Raw genomic sequence first — 20,159 nt, 5'->3', positions numbered from 1 at the left:
CGTCCCTGTCTGCGCCGGGCCCCGTCCAACGAACCTACCGGACGGCATGGGAGCCGCTGCCGCGACGCGGAAGGAGGCTCCGTCGTCCGCGCCACGGCCGGCCGAATCTGTACGCGGGGCACGTCCCGCTCGCGGTGTTGATGTGTGCCATGAAGCATCGATCCCAGGAAACCAGCCATGAATGACCCAGCCACCACCGTGAGAGTTCGGGGCGTGCATCACTCATTCCCTGACGGGTCGGCCGCGTCCCCGCCGTTCGCGGACCCAGGCCGACGCGTCGGGGCCGGTGACGGCGAGCAGCGTCAGGACCGACAGCGCGGCGCCGGCCAGCACGAGGAGGCGTGCCCCACCACCCACCGGCAGCACCTGCGACAGGGAGAGGAAGGCGTCGAGGCTCAGCATCAGCATGAACAGCGTGCGGGCCCAACTGCGACGCGCCAGGGTGAGCAGCCACAGCGCCAGGTAGACCACGGCAACGGATCCGAACGCCACCGCCGCGAGCACCGTCTGCCCCTCGGTGGCACCGAGCACATCCGCCATCCGCATCACCTCCGGGACGATGAAGCCCATCTGGATCGACCGCAGCAGCACCAGCAGCCCCGCAAACAGCAGGCCGACGGGCGGAATGTGGTGTTCGGTGATCGACGCCTCCTCAGCCCTGATGGGCAGTTCACGTCGATGGGAGCGACCCACCGCGCCGCCAACATCTGCGATGGGCAGGTCGCCGTCGGTGCGGATCGCGTCGCCCCCGCCGTTGCGCGCGTGGTACGCGGTGGAGAAGTCATGGATGACGCGGATGTAGATCTCGGGGTCGGCATGCTCGAGGGTCGCGATGATGTAGTCGCGCTCCGCGTCGGTGTCCGGGTCGATCTTGTGGGTCACCTGCATCGTGAACAGCGACAACCCGACCCGACGGTCGTAGGTGCCGGCCGCGAGCCAGTCGACCTTCTCGCCGCCGGGCAGCAGCCACCCGTCGGGCGCCTTCCAGAACCGGACGTGGTGCCGCTTGGACGCGTCACCGCCCACCTCCTGCTGATAGGCGAAGTCCTGCCGCCTGCCAAACAACATGAGGTCGGAGACGGGAGCCTCCTTGTAGGTTCGCCGCAGCAGCGTCGACGCGATGATCCTCATGCTGGACGCGATGGTCACCTCATCGGCCAGCGTCCAGCCGGCGCGCTGCATCGCGGCGTGCACGTCGGCCTCCGAACCGTCCAGCGCGAGGTTGATCGGGTCGCCCAAGAGGCCGTCACCGGTGCGGGTGCGGCCGATGAAGTAGTTCGGCACGTACAGATCCGTGAACACCTGGTGCATCCGTGGAAGCAGCAGGTAGGCCACCACGGCATAGAACCCGATGACCGGAAGGATGCTCAGCGGCGAGAGGTGGAAGCTTGCCAGCAGCAGCCGCCCCGCAAGCCAGCCGGAGAAGATCAGCGCGAGCACGATGAAGATCGTGTCGACCATGTCGCCGATCCCCGGCGCCTCCGCCTGGGATTCGGCCCGGCAGAGGCACGGTAGACGGGCGCCGGTCGGGCCGCGACCACCTCGCCCCGGTCGCGTGTCCCGGGACGCCGTCGACGGGCATGAGCGCGCCCTCCTCATGTTCCGGCACCGGCTCCCACCTCCCTGGATCCTCAGCGCGAGCGTACCAACCGGGTACCGGTTACGGCGGTGGGTGCACCCCGGTACGGTGTGACCAGGGAGGGAAACGACCATGGGATTTATTGCAAGACTCTTCGGCCGCGAGGACGAGGTCACCGTCAGTGCGTTCGATCCGGAGCAGGTGCGGCCCGCGATCGACGCGCTGATCGACGCCCTCGGCCAGCTCACCGACGCGATGGATCAGGATGAGGCCCCGCTGTCGAACCCCGGCTGGCGCGGCCGGCTGCGCGACCTGCGCGACGCCCGCGGCGGCCTCCGACTCCTCACCAGGAACAAGCAGTTCACCCGTGAGGACCTGTTCGAGGTCCTCACCACTGTGCGCCCCCTGTACCGGGCACCCCGCCCCGCGACTATGAGCACCTCGCCGCGCTGAACTCCGTCGTGGTCGCCCAGATCGAGGCCGTGCACCTGGCCGCGAGCCACGGCTGACGCGCGGAGCCGGGTTCAGCGCCTGACGCGCAGGGTCACCACCTCGAATGGTCTGAGCGTCAGTTCCACCGACCCGTCATCGAGCGGCAGGTCACCCGGGGCGGTCCTTTCGATGAGGTCGGTGCGGGCCACGGAGGCGATCCCCGGCAGATCGAACGACAGCGTCGTCGCCCCCCTGGCCCCCAGGGACTCGTAGACGCGCACGATCAGGTCGCCCGAACGGTCATCGGCGAGCTTGACGGCGCAGACGACCACCCCCGGCCCGCTCGAGACGACGAGGGGAGCGACCGTTGCCCCCTCGGCCGTCCTACCCGGATGCTCGAACGCCCAACCCGCCCCGGTCGCGTCGGGGATGTCGGCGCCGACGAGGACGCCGAACCGGAGGTGGTGCCTGCCCCTGTCGGCCTGCGGGTCGGGGAACCGGGGGGCCCGCAGCACCGAGAACCTGGCCAGGTTCGTGACCCGTCCCCCCTCGTGCACGCGGGTCACGTCAAACCCGTGGCTCGACTCGTTGAGGAACGCGACGCCGAAGCCCGGCTCCCGCACCAGGAACCAGTGCTGCGCGTGCGTCTCGAAGCGGGCCGCCTCCCACGACGTGTTGGTGTGGTTGGCGCGCCGCTGGTAGCCGAACTGCGTCTCGGCCAGCACCTCATCGGAGAACGCGTCGACCGGGAACGCCAGCTTGAGGAACTTCTCGTCCTCGTGCCAGTCGATGTCGCAGTCGATCGTGAGGATCCGGCCCGCCGGGTCGAGGGTGAGACGCTGGGTCACCGACGAGGCACCGAAGCTCCTGCGCACGACGACGGCGTCACCATCGAGCCTGACGTCGGCGGGGCCGTCGAGATCCTCACGCATGTCCCGGTAGTGGGAGTCGACATCCCAGGCATCCCAGGCGTTGGGGAAGTCCTGGTGCAACTGGAGCAGGTTGCCCCGGCCTCCCTCCGCGATGGCCTCGCGTCCGCTCCGCCGGTCGACGAGCGACACGACGAGGCCTGCCCGGTCGATGACGGCCCGCACCTGGTCGCTCTCGAGGACGAACCCGTCAGCCTCCGCCGAAGCGGTCACGCCCGCGGGTGCGTCGGACGGCGCCACCGAGCAGGCGGGAATCCCGAGCCGGGCGACCGGGGCGGCGTTGACGAGCAGCTCTCCCCGGTCGGTCAGGGTGACGCCCAGCGCCGTGAGGGCCTGCCCGATGATCACCTCCAGCCGCACCGTCAGCCTCGCGTGGGCCTCCTCGGCCTCGCGGTGCACCCAGGCGATGGAGGTGCCGGGCAGAATGTCGTGGAACTGCAGGAGCAGCACCTCCCGCCAGATCTCGTCCAGTTCCTCGTACGGGTAGCCGAACCCGGCCCTGACGGCGGCGACAGAGGCCCACAACTCGGCCTCCGCGAGCAGCCTCTGATTGCGCCGGTTGCCCTGCTTGGTGTGGTGCTGCGTCGTGAATGTGGCCCGGTGCAGCTCCAGGTACAACTCGCCGCGCCAGGTGTCAGGGTCGGGCAGCTCCCGCATGGCGCGCTCGAAGAAGTCGTCCGGCGATCCGGGCACGACCCTGGGGCTTCCCTCGAGGTCGGCGAGCCGCCGGGCACGCGCCAGCATCTCCCTGGTGGTGCCACCGCCACCGTCGCCCCAGCCGGTCGGGCCAGCGAGTTGGAGGCGACGGCCTTCTCCTTGAACTGGCGCGCCGCGCGGGCCACCTCCTCGCCGCTCAGTTGCGCGTTGTAGGTGTCCATCGGCGGGAAGTGCGTGAACACGCGCGACCCGTCGATGCCTTCCCACCAGAACGTGTGGTGGGGGAAACGGTTGACCTGGTTCCAGGAGATCTTCTGGGTCAGGAACCACTCGAAGCCCGATCCGACGAGCAGCTGCGGCAGCGCCGGGGAGTAGCCGAAACTGTCGGGCAGCCAGGCGCCCCTGCACTCGACCCCGAACTCCTCGCGGAAGAACCGTTGGCCCTGGGAGATCTGCCGGATGAAGCTCTCACCCGACGGCAGCACCGCGTCGGGCTCCACCCACATACCGCCGATCGGCACGAACCGCCCGCTCGCGACGGCGTCGCGCACGCGGGCGAACACCTCGGGTCGCTCCCGCTTCAGCCAGTCGTACTGCTGGGCGCTCGACATGGCGTAGACGAACCCGTCGTCCTCCTCCAGCAGCGCAACCATCGAGGAACAGGTGCGCGCCACCTTCCGTACGGTCTCCCGCAACGGCCACAGCCAGGCCGAGTCGATGTGCGCGTGACCGACGGCGGTCAGCCGGTGCGCGCTCGGCTCGGCGGGGCTGGCCAGGACGTCGACCAGTTGCGCGCGGGCCCCGGCCGCGGAGCCCGCCACATCCTGCAGGTCGACCAGGTTGAGGCAGGCGTCGAGGGCATGCAGGATCCGGGCCCTGCGGCCCGATTCGGCCGGGAGTTCCGCGGCCAGCTCCACCAGCACCTCGACGTCGTGGACCAGCTCGAACACCTCCCCTTCAAAGACACAGACGTCGACGCGCCCGATGCGGTACAGCTCCTCATCACCCGAGGTGAGAACGTCCCCTCGGCGGTGGGCAGGAAGGGCCGGTGCCCGAGCAGGACGGGGTTCGAGGCGGCCTCGACGAAGAACCCGATCTCCTCGCCGCCCCGCGCGTCGCGGCTGACGGGGATCCACTGGGCGCGCGGGTTGAGCGACCGGACGGGGGTGCCGTCCGCGAGGTGGACGAGGCCCTCGCACTGGAAGCCCGGCATCCCGGTGTCGAAGCCGAGGTCGGCGACGATCTCGACCCGGCGGCCCGCGAAGGCCTCCGGCACCCGGCCCGAGATCCGGAACCAGGTGGTGTCCCAGGCGCGGCCCCAACGGGCCCCGACCGACACGGGCGAGTAGTCGGCGCGCAGCCCCTCCGCCACCGGGATCGGCTCGCCCCGACCACGTGCGCCGCCAGAGAGAGCGGGTGCGGATCGGAGTGGATCGCGGGCCGCAGCCGCTCCTCGAGCACGCGTCGCGCGCGTGCGAGCGTCAGGTCCTGGTTCTCATGCATGTGGGCTCCTCACCGGGGCTACGGCTCTGTGGCTGTGGATCTGAGGAGAAGCTACTGCCGGAACCGGCCCCGCGCACGCGGAACACACCTGCCACCCGGGACCGTGGTCGCATGCGGCTCCACTGCCCCGTAGTGCCCCGGTCCCGATATGTGACGCGAACGGGCCTGTGGTCCCCACATCGGGCCCCGGAGGCAATAGTGTTCGCGGCAGGCTCACCCATTCCCGGTCGTGGGCAGGATCGAGAGGCGACAGAGGTGACGCTGACCCGCCCGGCCACGGCGCTTCCCGAACTGGGCGAACCGTTGGTGGTGACGCGCGACCTGAGCAAGCTCTTCAGGGTCGGGTCCTCGCGCATCGCCGCGCTCAACCACGTCAACCTCACGGTCCCGCGGGGCTCGTTCACCGCCATCGTCGGAACCTCCGGCTCCGGGAAGTCGACGCTCCTGAACATGCTGGCAGGGCTCGAACGGCCGACCGCGGGCGAGATCTACGTGGCGGGCCAGCCAGTGCACGCCTTCAGCGAGTCGCAGTTGGTGGCCTACCGCCGCAACCAGGTGGGGTTCATCTTCCAGTCCTTCAACCTCCTCCCGTCCATGACCGCCCTCGACAACGTGGCCCTCCCACTCGCCTTCCAGGGCATGCCGAAGGCGCGTCGCCAGGCCCGGGCACGCGCGGTGCTGACCCAGCTCGGCCTCTCCCGCCACGTCCAGCACAAGCCCTCCCAGCTCTCGGGCGGTCAGCAGCAGCGCGTGGGCATCGCCCGCGCGCTCGCCGTCCAGCCGACCCTGGTGTTCGCGGACGAGCCGACCGGCAACCTCGACTCGCGGACCTCCGAGCGGACGCTGCAGCTCTTCCGGAGCCTCATCCAACGGTTCCACCAGACCTGGATCATGGTCACCCACGACGCCCACATCGCGTCCTTCGCCGACACAGTCGTGTCGATCGGCGACGGCCGCATCACAGGCATCACCCACAACAACCACGAGAAGGTGGCCCTCCCATGAAACCGATCGCCCGCCTCACCGCGTTCCTGCTCCTCGCGGTCGGCCTCCTGTTCGTGCCCATCACGAGCGCGGCGGGAGATCCACCTGACACGGGCGGCTCCTCCGCAGGCAACGGCGACGGCTCGGGTGGCGGCGGGACCCCGGCGGCGACCCGGGCACCCAGGGCCCCGCCGGGTCTCGGTGCCGAGGGTGATGGTGAAGGACTTCAGCACCGCCCCCAGAGCGTCTTCGCGGGGCAGGAGTTCACCGTGAAGTTCTCGCTGTGGAACACGTCGTCGAAGACCCGGGTGCAGAACCTGGTGGTGCGCGTATCCTCCCCGACTCGTCGTTCCTGCCGGTCGGCGGTTCCTCGTCGATCTTCGTCTCCGGCATCAGGGCGGAGCGGGTCTCGGAGCACTCGATGACGTTCCGGGCGCTCCCGTCCCTCGAGGCCAAGCCGTACCAGCTCACGATCGAGGTCGAGTACGAGGACCCCTCGGCCAACGCCTACCAGTCCAGCGAGACCCTCGCCGTCGAGGTCAACCAAGAGCTGCGGGCCGACACCTCCGTCCCGCAGGTCACCCCCAGATGCTCACCGTCGGCCAGCAGGGTTCGATGACCTTCACGATCCAGAATCACGGCAAGGCGCAGCTGTTCAACGCGAGGGCCGTCATCGGTGAGGGCCAGTCGCTCGCCCGGCAGAGGCGTTCGTCGGCTCCATCGAGCCGGGAGCGAGCGGCAGCGTCGACATGACGGTGACCGCCCTCACGCCCGCAAGCGGACCGATCGACGTGGTGGTGACCTACGAGGACGTGACCGGCGAGGTGTTCACCCTGACGAAGAAGGCCGAGGTACCCGTCATGGAGGTGCAGGAGCCCGAGGTGTACCCCGAGGAGCCGATGACGCCCTCCGAGGACGGCGCGGGACTCCCGATCTTCGCCGTCGTCATCGGGGTGGCCCTCCTCGCCATGGTGGGAACGGCCGTAGCTGTGATCGTGACGGCACGCAGGAGGAAGGCCGCGCGGGAGGACGCCGAGTCGCTGGCCGCCCTGTCGGGTCAGAACCTCATCGACGACGACTGGGCCTAAGCCAGATGCGCTCCACCGACCTGATCGCCTCGGCCCTGGGCAGCCTCCGGCAGCGCCCGTTCCGGACGCTGATGACCGTGCTCGGCGTGATCATCGGCACCACGGCCGTGGTCGTCATGGTGTCGTTCGGCATCGGCATGACGCAGAGCTACCTCGACTCGATGGAGCAGAACACCAGCCTCAGGGAGGTTCAGGTGTACATGGCGCCGCCCGACGCCCTCGAGCGCGGGTTACCCGCCGAGCTCAATGACACCTTCGTCACCCATCTCGCGGAGTACCCGGGGTGCGCAACGCGTGGCCGATCTACACGCTCGACGCCGTCGGCAGGGTCGACACCCAGGAGGCATGGATACAGATCATGGCGGTTCCGGCCGGCATGCTCGAGGGCCTCAACCTCCCCCTCGCCTGGGCGACGTGCCCACCGTCGGCGAGCAGGGCGTCGTGATGGGCGACATGTTGGCCGACAGCTTCTACGACCCGCTCTCCGGCACCATGAACGGGGTCGACTTCAGGACGCAGACGATGTTCGTCGAGTTCCAGAACCAGATGGAGATGCCCCATCCGGCGGCGACGGTGAGACCCCGCCGCCGGCCAAGCGGATCATCCTGCCGGTCGTGGGCGAGGTGGCCGGCACCGAGGACCAGGCGTGGGGGCCCAACTCCTCGGTCGTCTACGCCGAGTTCGGAGCCATGGTCGACATGCTGGAGAAGGCGATGCCCGGCAAGGCGCTCCCCAACCAGCCTGCCACCCCCGACGGTAAGCCGAAGCCGGGCTTCGTCTACTCCATGATCCGGCTGCAGACCGACAGCCCAGAGGACGCAGAGGCGCTCCTGATGACCCTGCGCGATGAGGGCATCGACGCCCAGGCCGACATCGAATGGATCCGGCAGGCCCAGCAGCAGGCCGTCGCCATCCAGGCCGTCTTCGGCGGCATCGGCTTCATCTCGCTGCTTGTGGCAGCCATCGGCATCGCGAACACCATGATGATGAGCGTGTACGAGCGCACCCGCGAGATCGGGGTGATGAAGGTGATGGGCGCGGGTCTCGGCGACATCCGCAAGATGTTCCTGTTCGAGTCCGCCACCATCGGGCTGCTCGGGGCCTGCTCGGGATCCTGCTCAGCCTGGGCGCCTCCTCCATCGCCAACGCCATCTTCGTCGGGATGTCGGGCGAGTTCGGGCTCGGGAAGATCTCGATCATCCCACCCTGGCTCATGTTGGGCGCGCTCGCATTCGCGACCCTGATCGGCACCGTCGCCGGGCTGGCACCCGCCATGCGCGCCTCCCGACTGTCGCCGCTGGCGGCGATCCGGACCCAGTGAGGCCCGGCATACTAACGCTCACCTCCGACCCGATAGACCGCACCCGTGTCTGGGAACCCGGGCGTTGGTAGATAGTTGAACCATGGCGTCTTTCGCGGAAACAGCAGCTATCAACCTCAGGCTCGGTCTCCTGGGATCCCGCTCCCTGAAAGCGGTGCGGTCGACCTGGTGCGGCCCGTCCTCGCACGGCAACGCGAACTGAACCGGCGGCTCCAGTACCGACTGCCCGCGGTCGACGGTCGGATCCAGTGCTTCCTGGACGACTACCTCGCGGGCACCGGCACCGAGCCGAAGCTCCCCCGCAAGACGCTGGTACTCGACCAGCCCGGCCTCGCCCGGGAGATGTCGCTTCCCGTCGGCGGCGACACCTTCGTCTCCGAGCAGCTGACCAGCTATCGGCTCGTCAACGGCATCCTGCACAACCCGGCCAACGACCGCCGCACCACCAAGGGCGTCTTCCACATCGCCGAGGGCGGGCTTCCGGTGCAGGACGACAAGCTGGCCGTCCCCCGCGACGTGTTCGGCCGGCTCATGGAGCACGCCTTCAACCCGCCGGCCGACGCGCTGGTGCTGCCCTACACCTCCGACCAGCCCGACAGGCCCACCTGCTGGGTATCGCTGCTGCTGCGACCCATCGTGGTGCCAGAGGTACCCGGCTACACGGTGGAGCGGCGGATGGAGACGCGCTTCATGGCCCCGGCACGCTGATGGCCAACCTCGACTTCGTGGAGGGGATCTTCGGCAACGGCGGCGACCCCTACCTCCCGGAGAACGACGCATCGCTCGATCCCGAGGGGTGGACCGGGCACACCGGCCTCGTCGTGCTCGCACCGCACCTGACCCGGCTCACCAAGAAGGAACTGGGGCTCCCCCGCTACGAGGACGCCACCGGGAGGCAGCGTCGCGACGGCATGTGCTGGACCGATGACGACGAGCTCTACAACGGCGGCTCGGCCTTCAAGGCCTGCGCCCGTGACGAGCGGGGCGTGATCGTCACCGTCATCGCGGACAACTACTTCGGCTACTGCAAGAAGGAGGTCAAGGCACAGATCAGCTACGCGGCCAACCTGCTGGGCATGGTCGAGGAGGAGCACTCCGGCGGCGCCACCGCATACCCCGCTACAACCTCGGGCAGGCGTTCACCAGCGCAGTCACCGACGGGTTCCGGATCGCCGACGTCATCGCCCGCGACCCACAGCGGTTCATCCGGCAGCCCGAGGGCCACGCCGTCGACGCCGAGCAGGACCACATCGTGCTGGTGCCCGAGGGCGCCTCCTACTCCCTGCGCGACAACAGCGTGACCTGGAACCTGGACGGGGTTCCCGGCCGTATCCCCTGCGGGCGAGGACCCAGTACATCGGCCCCGACGGCTACATCGTCGAGCTCACCCACCTGGAGGCCGACGGCGAGCAGTGGACCCTGCTCGGCACGGCCCCGAGGCGACCACCGCCCACAAGCCCGCGACGGTGTCGGGTGGCGGAAAGTCGGAGATCTCCAAGTCGATCATGGACGCCTTCGTGATCGGCAACGCCTACGTCAACGACTTCAGCGAGGACATGGAGCAGGTCGCCGCCATCATCGACCACGACTACTCCACCCGGTTCGTCGGGAGGCGGCCCGGGATGACCGCGCCCTGCTCTCGGACGAACGCAGCGTCGGCTCCGTCATCAAGCTGCTCACCCCGAGCAGGGACTACTCGGATGAGTACAACAGGTGGGTCGATGCGATCCCCCACCACATCAAGGAGCTCGTCTTCGTGGTGAAGCGGTTCTACCGCCCGGAGTGGGGTGGCGAATGGCCGACACACTTCTCCGTGGGCCGGATCAACGGCCGCGCCGGGCACGCCCTGCGGCTCGACGGGGACAAGATCACGGTCAACATGCTCCGCGTGGGTTTCGCCGTCGACGGCTCGTGGCGCCTCTTCGGGCTGCGTCACGACTTCCACCCCGCGACGAAGGTCCAGACCGAGGACGACATCACCGCGAGCATCATCGCCCCGCGGCTGCCTCAGGTCGCGCCGATGGCCTGTCGCGCAAGTACGTCACCAACTGTGAGCAACTGCTGTTCCAGCGCCCCGACGACGCGATCCACCGCGGCTATGACAAGCAGACAGAGGCCGACATGGCCGCCGGCGCGTTCATCAGCAACTTCGAGCCCCTCACCCGCGACGATGCCAGGGCCATGGTCGACGACGCGGTGAACTTCTCCCGGTTCACCGAACCGATGGAGGCGCTCATCGAGCGGGTCGCGGACGGGCACGAGTCCGCCGGCTACTTCGTCTCCTCCGCCGACCCCGGATCATCAACGGTGCCCGCTCCAGGAACCCGCGCTACCTGCAGGTGCGGCCCGACGTGTCCCGCCCACGTGAGACGGCGACCGCGGAGCTCGCGTCGCGCATCCGGCGCGGCCTGCCGATGGACGCCCCGCTCCGCCTCCCGGTCGACGTCGTAGCGGCCGGGCGCCGCAACAACGCCAAGGAGGACGGCGTCCCGCCGCTCTGCTGCTACGCGCCTCTGCACTACATGGAGTTGCCCGAACTGTTCATGGAGTTCATCTCGTCGATGACGGGCAAGTCCCCGTCGACCACCGGCGCGGGCTCCGAGGGTGCCATGACGAAGGGCCCGTTCAACGCGTTGCCGTCGGTCATCGACCTGAACGCGGCCTTCCTTGACTTCGCCCTCACCGGCTACGACGGCTGGCTCTCCTCGGCAGGCGTGATCGGCCCGAACGTGCGGGTTGACCACGACATCTCCCTGCTCGTGCCGGAACTCTTCTGCCGGATGAGCGAGGAGGAGCGCGACGCCACCAACCTGATCGCCGAGGGTGCCCTCGAGCGCGTCGAGGACTTCGAGGTCGACGGCGAGACGATCGAGGCCAGCAGGCTCGGCTACCGGATGACCGCCAAGTTCCAGTCGAAGTACTTCGGCCGCATCTTCATGCACCCTCACGTCGTGTTCTCCGAGAACATGCTCAAGCCCGAACTCCAGGACTCCGAGACGTACGCCGAGTCGGTGCGCACGATCGTGGCGACGCACCAGCATGTGGCGCAGTCCTACCTCGACGACGGGACGATCGCGCTCGCCGTCCCCCCGATCCGGGCGCTGCTCGAGATCATGGCGGCGGGGCATTCCACGGAGGGGCTCACCCTGCACGACGCCAGGTTCCGCGCCATGTTCGAGCGTGGGCAGGTGCTCGCCTCCGACTGGTACTCGGAGCGGCTCGCCTCGCAGGCCGCCGCGGATGCCGCCCACGCGGAGCGCGCGGTCGCCGCCATGACGCGGTTCCTGGCAGAGGAGGGCAACGCCGATGCGGCGGAGCGACTCGGCATCCCAGGGCGGATCGCCTCGATGCGGGCCTGCCTGGAGGCGTCCTCGTCCGGGAGGCCGTCCCGCGGCTGACCGGGACGATCGGTCGTCAGGTCACCTGGCGGATGTGACGAGTCCCTCGACGAGCTCGTAGCTCAGCTCGGCCAGGGTGTCGATCACCCTGGCGCGGGCGAGCACCTCGGGGGCCGGCGGGTGGAAGTGCGGCGGAACGGCCACCACGGCCATGCCCGCGTTCAGCGCCGAGTTGATGCCGTTGGTGGAGTCCTCCACCGCGATCGAGCGGGAGGGGTCGACACCGAGCAGCGCGCACGCGCGGAGGAACCCGTCGGGCGCGGGCTTCCCGCGTTCCACCTCCTCGGTGGAGACGCTGACCCGCACCGCACCGTCGAGGTCCATCACGCGGAGGAACGCGTCGATCAGCACCCGCGGGATGAGCTCGCCACGGCGACGGGGTAGCGCTCAGCCATCCGGTGCACGGCCTCCAACGCGCCGGGAAGAGGCGTGACCCCCGCCCGGTAGTGCTCGAGCATCCCTCGATGGTGCGTCGCTCGGATTCCTCAGCCGGATAGGGCAGCCCCACCTCGTCGGAGAGGAACCCCGCCCATTCGGGGTGCTCATGCCCATCATCGCCTGCGTCGCCCCGTCGGGCCACGCGACGCCCGCCTCATCGGCGAGCCCCCGGCGCACGACGTCCCACACCCACTCGGTGTCGATGAGGGTTCCGTCGATGTCGAAGATGATCGCGTCGGGCATGGGTGTTCTCCTGGGGTCGGTGCCACCCCACCATAGCGGTGGGGTATGGTGGCGTCCGTTCGAGTGGACGAATCCGGTGAGATCCCGGAACTGTCGCGCAACCGTGATCCCGCAAGGGGAGTCGGACCGCCGCACGAGCATTTCCGGTAACACTTCCGTCGCGCCAGCGGAGAATCCACACCAGCGCGGCGGAGCCCGACCCCAAGGACAGGGACTCCAATGCTTCGCTTCACCAAGCCCGCGGCGCTGACCGCGGCCGCCGCGCTCGCCGTCGGCCTCACCACCACCCTCACCGCCCAGGCGGCACCCACCACCGCGCCCGAGTGCGTGCGGGCCGGCCTCGTCTGGGTCTCCGTCGAGTACGACAGCTTTGTGACCGGCGGCTGCGCCGACGAGTTCACCACGGCCTCGGCCGCCCTGCAGAGCGCCGGCCTCGTCACCGGCGCCGAGCCGTTCGTGACCGTCGTCGACGGCCGCACAGCCAACGCGGCCGACCGCGAGTGGTGGTCGGTGTACTCCAAGGGCGCGGGTGAGGACGGCACGTACCCGGCCGGCTGGGACTTCGCCCAGGTCGGCGTGATGGAGCTGAGGCTCGCACCCTCGGATGTGCTCGCCATGGTGCTGCAGCCCGACTGGAACGTGATGGCCGCGCCGCCGGTGACCGACCCCGTCGCGGGGATCGACCTGGACGACCCCACCGAACCCGAACCGAGCACCGGGCCCTCCACCGAGCCGACCACCGACCCCACGCCTCAGCCGACCACCGACCCCACGCCTCAGCCGACCACCGACCCGACGCCTCAGCCGACCACCGACCCCACGCCTCAGCCGACCACCGACCCCACGCCTCAGCCGACCACCGATCCGACGCACGGCCGAGCGCCTCCCCCGGCCCACCGGGGAGCCGGACCTGCGCCCCGTCCCGGGCTGCCCAACTCGGGGAACTGATCCCGTGCGCCCCATGGCGGTGACGTCGGCGGTGCTGATCGGCGTCGGCGGTATCTTCCTCAACTCCCCCGCTGCGGGCGCCGACGTCCGCGACGGGGTGTGCACCACGGAGGCCGGGGTCACCCTCGTGGTCGACTTCCAGGAGCTCGGCGGGGCCGCATCGTGCGTTGCGTCGAGGACGTCGATCCGGGCACCTCCGGGCTGCAGATCCTGCAGGCCGCCGGGATGAACCCTGAGGGCACCCGGAAGGACGGCCCCTCCTTCGTCTGCCGCATCGATGCCCGGCCAGGGGTCAACGAGACCATCGCGCTGAACGACGACCCCTCCTACCGCGAAAAGTGTGTGACCACCCCACCGGACACCGCCTTCTGGTCGTACTGGCACGCCGACAACGGCGGGAAGTGGACGTTCTCGAACAAGGGGGCCACCACGCATGAGGCGATCATCGGCGGCTACGAGGGGTGGTCCTTCTCACTCGACCGGTCCAACGGGTCGAACCCGCCCCGGGCGTGAAGCCGTCACATGCTGTGGAGACCGCCTCGCCGGCTCCCGCCCCAGATCCCGTGGCGCCCTCCGGGGAGCCCTCCGCGGCGCCGGACACAGGGGCGTTCCGACCGCCAAGGCCACCGGGAAGGCGACGGCGGCGACGACCCCCACGGGGAAGGTCACCGCCCCCACGGGGAAGATCACCGCCCCCACGGGGAAGATCACCGCCCCCACGGGGAAGAGCACCTCGTCCACGGCCTCGGAGGCGCCCCCACACCGGTATCCCCGACCGCGACCCGGACCTCCCCCACCGCGGCCCCGACTGCCCCTGTGGTCGCCACACCAACGGTTGGAGCGACCCCGACCCCCACGGCCACGGTGTCGGCCGCGCCCCCGTCATCGCCGAGCAGGAACCTCTGGCCGGGGTGCCCGTCGGCACCGCGGTCGGCCTCGGCGCAGTGGCCGCGATCGGACTGGGTGGCGGAGTCGTGTGGTGGCGGCGACGCGGGCTGTGATCCGCCGATTCCTCCTGCCGCGGCAACTCCATCCCAACGCATGGTGGGGCTACGCGCTGGGCATCGCGGTGGCCGGGTCCGTCGCGTCCAACCCGCTCTTCCTGCTCGGGTTGATCGCCGCGGTGTGCCTCGTGACATTCTCGCGGCGCGGGGCGAACCCGTGGGCACGATCGTTCAGGCTCTACCTGTGGCTCGCGGTGTTCGTGATCGTGGTGCGGATCGGCTTCCGGGTGCTGTTCGGTGGCGGCGACGGGCAGACCATCCTGTTCGTCCTGCCGGAGATTCCGCTGCCCTACTGGGTGCAGGGGATCCGGCTGCTGGGGCCGGTTTCACTCGAGTCGCTGCTCGCCGGCTTCTACGACGGCGCCCGGCTCGCCACCGTGATCGTCTGCTTCGGTGCCGCCAACTCTCTCGCCAACCCCAGGAAGCTGCTGGCGAGCATGCCCGCGGCCCTGTACGAGCTGAGCACCGTGCTGATCGTGGCGGTGTCGGCCCTGCCCCAACTGGGCGAGTCGCTCCAACGGGTGATGCGGGCGCGGCGACTCCGCGCGCCCGCCCCTGTGAAGGGGCGCAGGCAGCGGCTCCGTGCCGTCGAGACGATCATCGTCCCTGTCCTGTCCGACGCGTTGGAGCGGTCCCTCTCCCTGGCCGCCTCGATGGACGTGCGCGGCTACGGCCGCAGCGCGACGGCCACCCACGCGACCGGGCGCTGGGCCCGGTCTCGGGTGCTGAGCATCCTGCTGCTCGGCGGCTGGGCCTACCGCTTCGTCTCGGCCTCACGCGACGTCACGGTGCTCGGGGTACCTGTGCTCTCGACCGCACTCCTGGTGGCCGGTGGGGGCGCAGCGGTGTCTGCGCTGCGCCTGGCGGGGCGCACGGTCCGCCGCACGCAGTACCGGCCGATCCGCTGGCGCGCGGCCGAGACGCTCGCGCTTGTCAGCGGTGTGCTTCCGGCCGCGACGACCGGCTGGATCGCGACCTACGGCGACGCCTCGGTCCTGTTCCCCTCCGTCAATCCGTTCCAGTGGCCCACGCTCGACCTTCTCCTGCTCGCGGTGCTCGCCGTGGCCGCCCTTCCCGCCTTCCTCACGCCCCCACCAAATGCCAGGAGGTCCGCATGATCCGCCTCGACGACGTCAGCTTCCGCTACGCCAGCAGCCCGACCCTCCGACTGGACCACGTCTCGTTCGAGATCGCGGAGGGCGAGTTGTGCCTCGTGGTCGGCCCCACGGGCAGCGGGAAGTCGACGCTGCTGGGTTGCATCAACAACCTGGTGCCACGGTTCACCGGCGGGATCCGGACGGGACGCGTGTTCATCGACGGTCGGGACACCACGTCGAACCTGCCCAGGGAGCTCGCGACGACCGTCGGCTACGTCGGGCAGGACCCGCTTGCAGGGTTCGTCACCGACGTCGTCGAGGACGAGCTCGCCTACTCGATGGAACAGTTGGGGTTCGAGCCGGCCGAGATGCGCAGGCGGGTTGAGGAGACCCTCGACCTGCTCGGCATCGCCGACCTCCGTGACCGGCCACTGCGCACGCTGTCGGGCGGGCAGCAGCAGCGGGTGGCGATCGGCTCGGTGATCGCCAGCTCCCCCAGGGTGCTCGTGCTGGACGAGCCCACCTCGGCCCTCGACCCGATCGCCGCCGAGGACGTGCTATCCATCATCAGCCGCCTGGTCCGCGACCTCGGCACCACCGTCGTGATCGCCGAGCACCGGATGGAGCGGGTGATCGAGTTCGCGGACAGCGTGCTGCTGATCGGCGACGGGGTGCTCCACGGCGCCACCCGCGATGTGCTGCGGGTCTCCCCATCAAGCCCCGCTCGTTGAGCTCGGCGTGGCGATGGGCTGGCACCCGCTTCCCCTCACAATCCGCGAGGGTCGCCGATCTGCGGCCCCGCAACGCTCGGCTTGGCGCGAGAACCCGCCGTCGCTCCCGGTTCCCGCTCCGCGGACGTCCGCCGCGCTCAGCGCGAGGGGCATCATGGTGGACTATCCGGAGAAGCTCGCGGTGGCGGGCGTCGACCTCACCCTCCACCGGGGTGAGATCGTCGCCCTGATGGGGCGCAACGGATGCGGCAAGTCGTCTCTGATGTGGGCCATCCAGGGGCCGGGCGCCGCGACAGCGGCACGGTGGAGGTGGCCGAGCGGATCGCGCTCGTCCCCAGACCCCGCCGACCTGCTCTACCTGACCTCGGTTTTCGCGGAGTGCGGGGCGGGCGACGCCGCGGCCGACCTGGAGCCGGGCACCACGCTGGCTCTGCTGCGGCGGCTCGTGCCGGGGATCGACGGGACGTCGCATCCACGGGACCTGTCCGAGGGACAGAAGCTTGCGGTCGTCCTGGCCGTCGAACTGGCGGGCAACCCTCCGGTCGTGCTGCTGGACGAGCCCACCCGCGGCCTGGATTACGCAGCCAAGGCGGAGCTCAGCCGCATCATCGGACAGCTTGCGGCCGAGGGAAGGGCGGTGCTGATCGCCACCCATGATGTGGAGATGGTCGCCCAGACCTGTTCCCGCGTCGTCGTGATGGCCGAGGGCGAGGTCGTCTCCGACGGTCCGACCCGCACCGTGCTCGCGGACTCCGCTCTGCTGGCGACGCAGGTCGCGAAGGTCGCGCGCCCGACCCTGTGCTCACCGTCGAGGAGTACGCCCATGCTGCGAGGTGAGTCGCTCGAGGTGCCCGCCCCATCGTCGGGGTGGCGCTCGGGCAGCGCACCTGGATCGTGATCGGGCTGTCCACCGTGCTCGGCCTCTTCGCCCTGGGCTGGCCGCTGATCATCCCGGCGGTGGACGTGGCACCGCAGCACGCCGGTGAAGCCCCTTCGTGTTCGCCGCCCTGCTTCCCGTGGTGCTGCTGCTGGTGATGGCGCAGGTCTCCGAGGGCGGGCTCGATTCCAGATCGCTAGCCGTGCTCGGCGTCCTGTCCGCGGTCAACGCCGCGCTGCGACCGGCCATGGGGGCCGGAACCGCAGGCATCGAGTCGGTGTTCTTCCTCCTCGTGCTCGCCGGTCGGGTCTTCGGGCCCGGCTTCGGGTACCTGCTCGGCTTCACCTCCCTGTTCGCCTCCGCCCTCCTCACCGCAGGGGTCGGCCCGTGGCTCCCGTACCAGATGATGTGTGCCGGCTGGGTCGGCCTCGTCGCGGGTCTCCTCCCCGGAGGGTGAAGGGCCGGGCGGAGCTCGGGATGCTGATCGCGGTGGGGATCCTGTCCGCCTACGCCTACGGCGCCCTCATGAACCTGTGGTTCTGGCCCTTCATCAGCGGTTCGGACATTGCGGGTGCACCGGGCAGCCTCGACTACATCCCGGGCGCCCCGCTGGGCGAGAACCTGGCGCGGTTCGGCTGGTTCACGCTCCTGACCTCGACCGGCGGCTGGGACACGGGTCGGGCACTCACCACGGCACTGGCCATCCTCCTGCTCGGCAGGCCCGTGATGACCGTCCTGCAACGCGCCTCCGGCATGGCGCGCATCGTCGCGCACCAGGCGACGGCGGGTATGACCCACATGCCCGGGAAACCGACACAGACCTCCCGCGGGTAGAGGCCCACGGACCTACTGACAAGGATTGACATGCGAGTTCCCATCGGCCTCCTGGCCGCCTCCCTGATCGCCACGACTGTGGCGATCGTCCCCGCACCGGCCGCTGCCGAGGTACGCGACGACGCCCGCGCCACCGCGGCATTCACCTGGCTCTCGAAACAGACCGGAGCCGGGGGCATGCTCGAGTCGGTGGCCGGCCACGGCAACCCAGGCCTCACGCTCGACGGCGTGCTCGCAGGGGTGGCCGCGCGCGGCCCTAGGGCCACCACCGACGCCTGGCTGCGCAGCGTCGAGAAGGTCTTCCCCGGGCAGGCCCTCGCGGATCCCGCCGGCGGGATCCCGGAAAACGACAACGGCCTGATCGGCAAGACCCTCCTCACCCTCTCCGTCACCGGGCACAGCACCACCTCCTTCGCGGGCACGAACCCGCGCGAGCTGGCTGCCTCCTCTCTCATCGGTGCGGGTGAGAAGGGCTGGTCCAAGGGCACCAACGCCTTCGGCCAGTCGCTCGTCATGCTCGGCCTCGCCCGCAGCGGCGCCCTGCCGGTCGAGACCGTGTCCTTCATCGCGGGCAAACAGTGCGCCGACGGGGGTTCCCGATGTACTTCCAGGCGGGCAGGTCGTGCGCTGCCACCAAGGCACCCTCCGACCCGGACGGCACCGCGATGGTGGTGATGGCCCTGCGTGCCGCCCAGGCGAAGGGCAACAAGGCCGCCACCGCACCGCTGAAAAGGGCGGTCGCCTATCTCACGGGAAGACAGCTCACGAACGGGTCCTACGAGTCCTCCCCGCTGGGAGGCAAGGTGCCCAACTCCAACACGACGGGCCTCGTCGCGGCCGCCCTCGCCGACCTCGACTCCACGACCACGGCGAAGGCAGGGTCCTGGGTCACCACCCTCCAGCTCGGCTCCGGCGCCGATGCCGGGGCCATCGCCTACAGCGCGGGCGACAGGGCCGCCGGCATCAGGCCCGTCACCAGGACCGTCTGGACGCGGGCCACCAGTCAGGCGATCCTGGCAATCGCGCCGGTCACGTTCTACCGCCTGACGCAGCCGTTCGATGTGTACACGACCCCGGGCACCCACACGTTCAACGGGCGGAGATGGCGCACCTCCTGCGAGCCGTACTCCCAGACTGAGCGTTGTCGCACCGACATCCTGGCCACCGCCATCAGGCAGCGCGCGGACGGCACCTTCTTCCAGGAGACCGACTGGGTCTTCAACAACCTCACCTACCTCCCTCCCAGCGCGCCATCTGGTCGGCCAACGGGCTCGGCGGGTTCGGAAAGGTCGGCTACACAGGCACCTGGACCAGGGACGGACGGTCGTGGCGCACCGAGTGCGACACCACCGTCAGCGGCCGGAACGGCTGCCGCAGCTACATCGAGGTGAGTTACATCACCAACACAGCCGCGGCCGGCCGGCCCCGGCCTACACGTGGACCAAGGGCTACGTCTTCAACAACATCGCCAGGTTCAACGGCTGAGGCCCTCGCCCGGTCTGGAGGGAAGGGCGAACCCGTCCCCACGCTCCTCCAGCCAGCCCAGCTCCACCAACTCCTGCGCGTTCGACAGCGCCTCCAACATGCGCTGCCCGTCCGGGTGACCAGCACCGCGGCGTCCACCTCCTCCCGCGGACCCACCGCCTCCCTGATCGCGATCAGTTCGGGCCGGAGCAGGTCGAGGGCCGCGGGTCGCCCCTCGACGGCGCCTCCGGCCCGGCGCCGAGCGGCGCGAGCACCGCCTCCACATCGGGCGCCCCGGTGCAGAGGATCGCCTCCCCGTCGCGGATCAACCGGTGGGGCGTTGCCGAAAGCGACGACGTCGCCGGGCCGGGCACGGCCAGCAGCGGTCTCCCGAGCGCACCCGCCCACGACGCGGTGTTCTTCGCACCGGACCTGAGCGCCGCCTCCACCACCACCACCGCTGCGGACATCGCGGCGATGATCCGGTTCCGTGCGAGGAACGCGTACTTGGTCGGCCGCGACCCCGGCGGCAACTCCGAAACGATGCTGCCCGATCCGAGCACTGAGGCCGCGAGACCACGGTGCGCAGTCGGGTACGGCTCGTCCACCCCGCTCGCCACCACCGCGACCGT

Annotated in this window: 24 protein-coding genes and 2 pseudogenes; 20 read left to right on the top strand and 6 right to left on the bottom strand. The window is 70.0% G+C overall.

The window, feature by feature from the left end:
• Positions 1 to 222: 222 nt before the first annotated feature.
• Positions 223 to 1,461: an LssY C-terminal domain-containing protein gene (locus tag G7085_RS19530; protein ID WP_197512157.1), complete on the bottom strand. Its 1,239-nt coding sequence runs from the start codon at positions 1,459 to 1,461 to the stop codon at positions 223 to 225.
• 250 nt (positions 1,462 to 1,711) lie between these two features.
• Between G7085_RS19530 and G7085_RS19525 the strand changes: the two genes are divergently transcribed.
• Positions 1,712 to 2,032, top strand: coding sequence for a hypothetical protein (locus G7085_RS19525; protein WP_197512156.1), 321 nt, complete (start codon positions 1,712 to 1,714; stop codon positions 2,030 to 2,032).
• A 71-nt stretch (positions 2,033 to 2,103) separates the two neighbouring features.
• On the opposite strand, the gene G7085_RS27960 is transcribed toward G7085_RS19525, so the two are convergent.
• Together G7085_RS27960 and G7085_RS27955 are read right to left on the bottom strand one after the other, a co-directional pair.
• Positions 2,104 to 3,597 carry an alpha-mannosidase gene (locus G7085_RS27960; RefSeq protein ID WP_231979731.1) on the bottom strand — a complete coding sequence of 498 codons (1,494 nt, stop codon included), beginning with the start codon at positions 3,595 to 3,597 and terminating at the stop codon, positions 2,104 to 2,106.
• Between the two features lie 188 nt (positions 3,598 to 3,785).
• A pseudogene (locus tag G7085_RS27955) lies at positions 3,786 to 4,418 on the bottom strand (glycoside hydrolase family 38 N-terminal domain-containing protein); the annotation flags it as partial.
• 111 nt (positions 4,419 to 4,529) lie between these two features.
• Here G7085_RS27955 and G7085_RS27950 point away from each other — a divergent pair.
• From G7085_RS27950 to G7085_RS19485, 8 genes and pseudogenes are all read left to right on the top strand, one after another.
• Positions 4,530 to 4,946: a hypothetical protein gene (locus G7085_RS27950; protein ID WP_231979730.1), complete on the top strand. Its 417-nt coding sequence runs from the start codon at positions 4,530 to 4,532 to the stop codon at positions 4,944 to 4,946.
• Between the two features lie 409 nt (positions 4,947 to 5,355).
• A complete protein-coding gene (locus G7085_RS19515; protein WP_331715812.1) occupies positions 5,356 to 6,105 on the top strand; it encodes an ABC transporter ATP-binding protein in 750 nt (249 codons plus the stop codon).
• On the top strand, positions 6,102 to 6,509 hold the full coding sequence (locus tag G7085_RS19510; protein WP_197512154.1) for a hypothetical protein: 408 nt from the start codon (positions 6,102 to 6,104) through the stop codon (positions 6,507 to 6,509). Before G7085_RS19515 ends, G7085_RS19510 begins: the two co-directional genes overlap by 4 nt.
• Positions 6,506 to 6,703, top strand: a complete 198-nt coding sequence (locus tag G7085_RS19505) for a hypothetical protein (RefSeq protein ID WP_197512153.1) — start codon at positions 6,506 to 6,508, stop codon at positions 6,701 to 6,703. Before G7085_RS19510 ends, G7085_RS19505 begins: the two co-directional genes overlap by 4 nt.
• Positions 6,700 to 6,837: a hypothetical protein gene (locus G7085_RS19500; RefSeq protein WP_197512152.1), complete on the top strand. Its 138-nt coding sequence runs from the start codon at positions 6,700 to 6,702 to the stop codon at positions 6,835 to 6,837. Before G7085_RS19505 ends, G7085_RS19500 begins: the two co-directional genes overlap by 4 nt.
• Positions 6,838 to 6,839: 2 nt before the next feature.
• Positions 6,840 to 7,172, top strand: coding sequence for a hypothetical protein (locus G7085_RS19495; RefSeq protein ID WP_197512151.1), 333 nt, complete (start codon positions 6,840 to 6,842; stop codon positions 7,170 to 7,172).
• Between the two features lie 5 nt (positions 7,173 to 7,177).
• On the top strand, positions 7,178 to 8,416 hold the full coding sequence (locus G7085_RS19490; protein WP_197512150.1) for an ABC transporter permease: 1,239 nt from the start codon (positions 7,178 to 7,180) through the stop codon (positions 8,414 to 8,416).
• A 159-nt stretch (positions 8,417 to 8,575) separates the two neighbouring features.
• Positions 8,576 to 11,929: pseudogene (locus tag G7085_RS19485) on the top strand (hypothetical protein).
• Here G7085_RS19485 and G7085_RS19480 read toward each other — a convergent pair.
• Both G7085_RS19480 and G7085_RS19475 read right to left on the bottom strand, forming a co-directional pair.
• Complete coding sequence (locus G7085_RS19480) at positions 11,913 to 12,242, bottom strand: HAD family hydrolase (protein ID WP_197512149.1); 330 nt, start codon at positions 12,240 to 12,242, stop codon at positions 11,913 to 11,915. The pseudogene G7085_RS19485 and the gene G7085_RS19480 overlap by 17 nt on opposite strands.
• Positions 12,243 to 12,278: 36 nt before the next feature.
• Positions 12,279 to 12,572: an HAD family hydrolase gene (locus G7085_RS19475; RefSeq protein ID WP_197512148.1), complete on the bottom strand. Its 294-nt coding sequence runs from the start codon at positions 12,570 to 12,572 to the stop codon at positions 12,279 to 12,281.
• A 219-nt stretch (positions 12,573 to 12,791) separates the two neighbouring features.
• Here G7085_RS19475 and G7085_RS19470 point away from each other — a divergent pair, with 219 nt between their 5' ends.
• The 11 genes from G7085_RS19470 (at position 12,792) to G7085_RS19425 (ending at position 19,454) form a co-directional block, all read left to right on the top strand.
• Entirely contained in the window at positions 12,792 to 13,520 is a 729-nt protein-coding gene (locus G7085_RS19470) for a hypothetical protein (protein ID WP_197512147.1), read from the top strand.
• A gap of 4 nt (positions 13,521 to 13,524) precedes the next feature.
• On the top strand, positions 13,525 to 13,749 hold the full coding sequence (locus G7085_RS19465; RefSeq protein ID WP_197512146.1) for a hypothetical protein: 225 nt from the start codon (positions 13,525 to 13,527) through the stop codon (positions 13,747 to 13,749).
• The gene (locus G7085_RS19460) at positions 13,683 to 14,033 is read left to right on the top strand and encodes a hypothetical protein (RefSeq protein ID WP_197512145.1); all 351 of its coding nucleotides are present in this window, start codon (positions 13,683 to 13,685) and stop codon (positions 14,031 to 14,033) included. Before G7085_RS19465 ends, G7085_RS19460 begins: the two co-directional genes overlap by 67 nt.
• A 466-nt stretch (positions 14,034 to 14,499) precedes the next feature.
• A complete protein-coding gene (locus tag G7085_RS19455; protein WP_197512144.1) occupies positions 14,500 to 15,642 on the top strand; it encodes an energy-coupling factor transporter transmembrane component T in 1,143 nt (380 codons plus the stop codon).
• Positions 15,639 to 16,352 (top strand): ABC transporter ATP-binding protein, encoded by a 714-nt coding sequence (locus G7085_RS19450; RefSeq protein WP_197512143.1) that lies wholly within the window; start codon positions 15,639 to 15,641, stop codon positions 16,350 to 16,352. Before G7085_RS19455 ends, G7085_RS19450 begins: the two co-directional genes overlap by 4 nt.
• A 13-nt stretch (positions 16,353 to 16,365) precedes the next feature.
• Entirely contained in the window at positions 16,366 to 17,250 is an 885-nt protein-coding gene (locus G7085_RS19445) for an ATP-binding cassette domain-containing protein (RefSeq protein ID WP_197512142.1), read from the top strand.
• The gene (locus G7085_RS19440) at positions 17,220 to 17,387 is read left to right on the top strand and encodes a hypothetical protein (RefSeq protein WP_197512141.1); all 168 of its coding nucleotides are present in this window, start codon (positions 17,220 to 17,222) and stop codon (positions 17,385 to 17,387) included. Before G7085_RS19445 ends, G7085_RS19440 begins: the two co-directional genes overlap by 31 nt.
• Positions 17,348 to 17,686: an ECF transporter S component gene (locus G7085_RS33325; protein WP_331715811.1), complete on the top strand. Its 339-nt coding sequence runs from the start codon at positions 17,348 to 17,350 to the stop codon at positions 17,684 to 17,686. Before G7085_RS19440 ends, G7085_RS33325 begins: the two co-directional genes overlap by 40 nt.
• Before the next feature lie 20 nt (positions 17,687 to 17,706).
• Positions 17,707 to 18,063: a hypothetical protein gene (locus tag G7085_RS27940; protein WP_231979728.1), complete on the top strand. Its 357-nt coding sequence runs from the start codon at positions 17,707 to 17,709 to the stop codon at positions 18,061 to 18,063.
• A gap of 30 nt (positions 18,064 to 18,093) precedes the next feature.
• Positions 18,094 to 18,738 (top strand): hypothetical protein, encoded by a 645-nt coding sequence (locus G7085_RS19430; RefSeq protein ID WP_197512140.1) that lies wholly within the window; start codon positions 18,094 to 18,096, stop codon positions 18,736 to 18,738.
• Positions 18,663 to 19,454 (top strand): prenyltransferase/squalene oxidase repeat-containing protein, encoded by a 792-nt coding sequence (locus G7085_RS19425; RefSeq protein ID WP_197512139.1) that lies wholly within the window; start codon positions 18,663 to 18,665, stop codon positions 19,452 to 19,454. Before G7085_RS19430 ends, G7085_RS19425 begins: the two co-directional genes overlap by 76 nt.
• 267 nt (positions 19,455 to 19,721) lie before the next feature.
• Here G7085_RS19425 and G7085_RS27935 read toward each other — a convergent pair whose 3' ends face one another.
• Positions 19,722 to 20,147: a DNA-processing protein DprA gene (locus tag G7085_RS27935; RefSeq protein ID WP_197512138.1), complete on the bottom strand. Its 426-nt coding sequence runs from the start codon at positions 20,145 to 20,147 to the stop codon at positions 19,722 to 19,724.
• Between the last annotated feature and the right edge of the window lie 12 nt (positions 20,148 to 20,159).

Source organism: Tessaracoccus coleopterorum (genome assembly GCF_011174705.1).
In the GTDB taxonomy this organism is placed as follows: Bacteria; Actinomycetota; Actinomycetes; order Propionibacteriales; family Propionibacteriaceae; genus Arachnia; species Arachnia coleopterorum.
The sequence above is the reverse complement of the archived record's forward strand: the minus strand, read 5'-3'. Positions and strand labels throughout refer to the sequence as shown.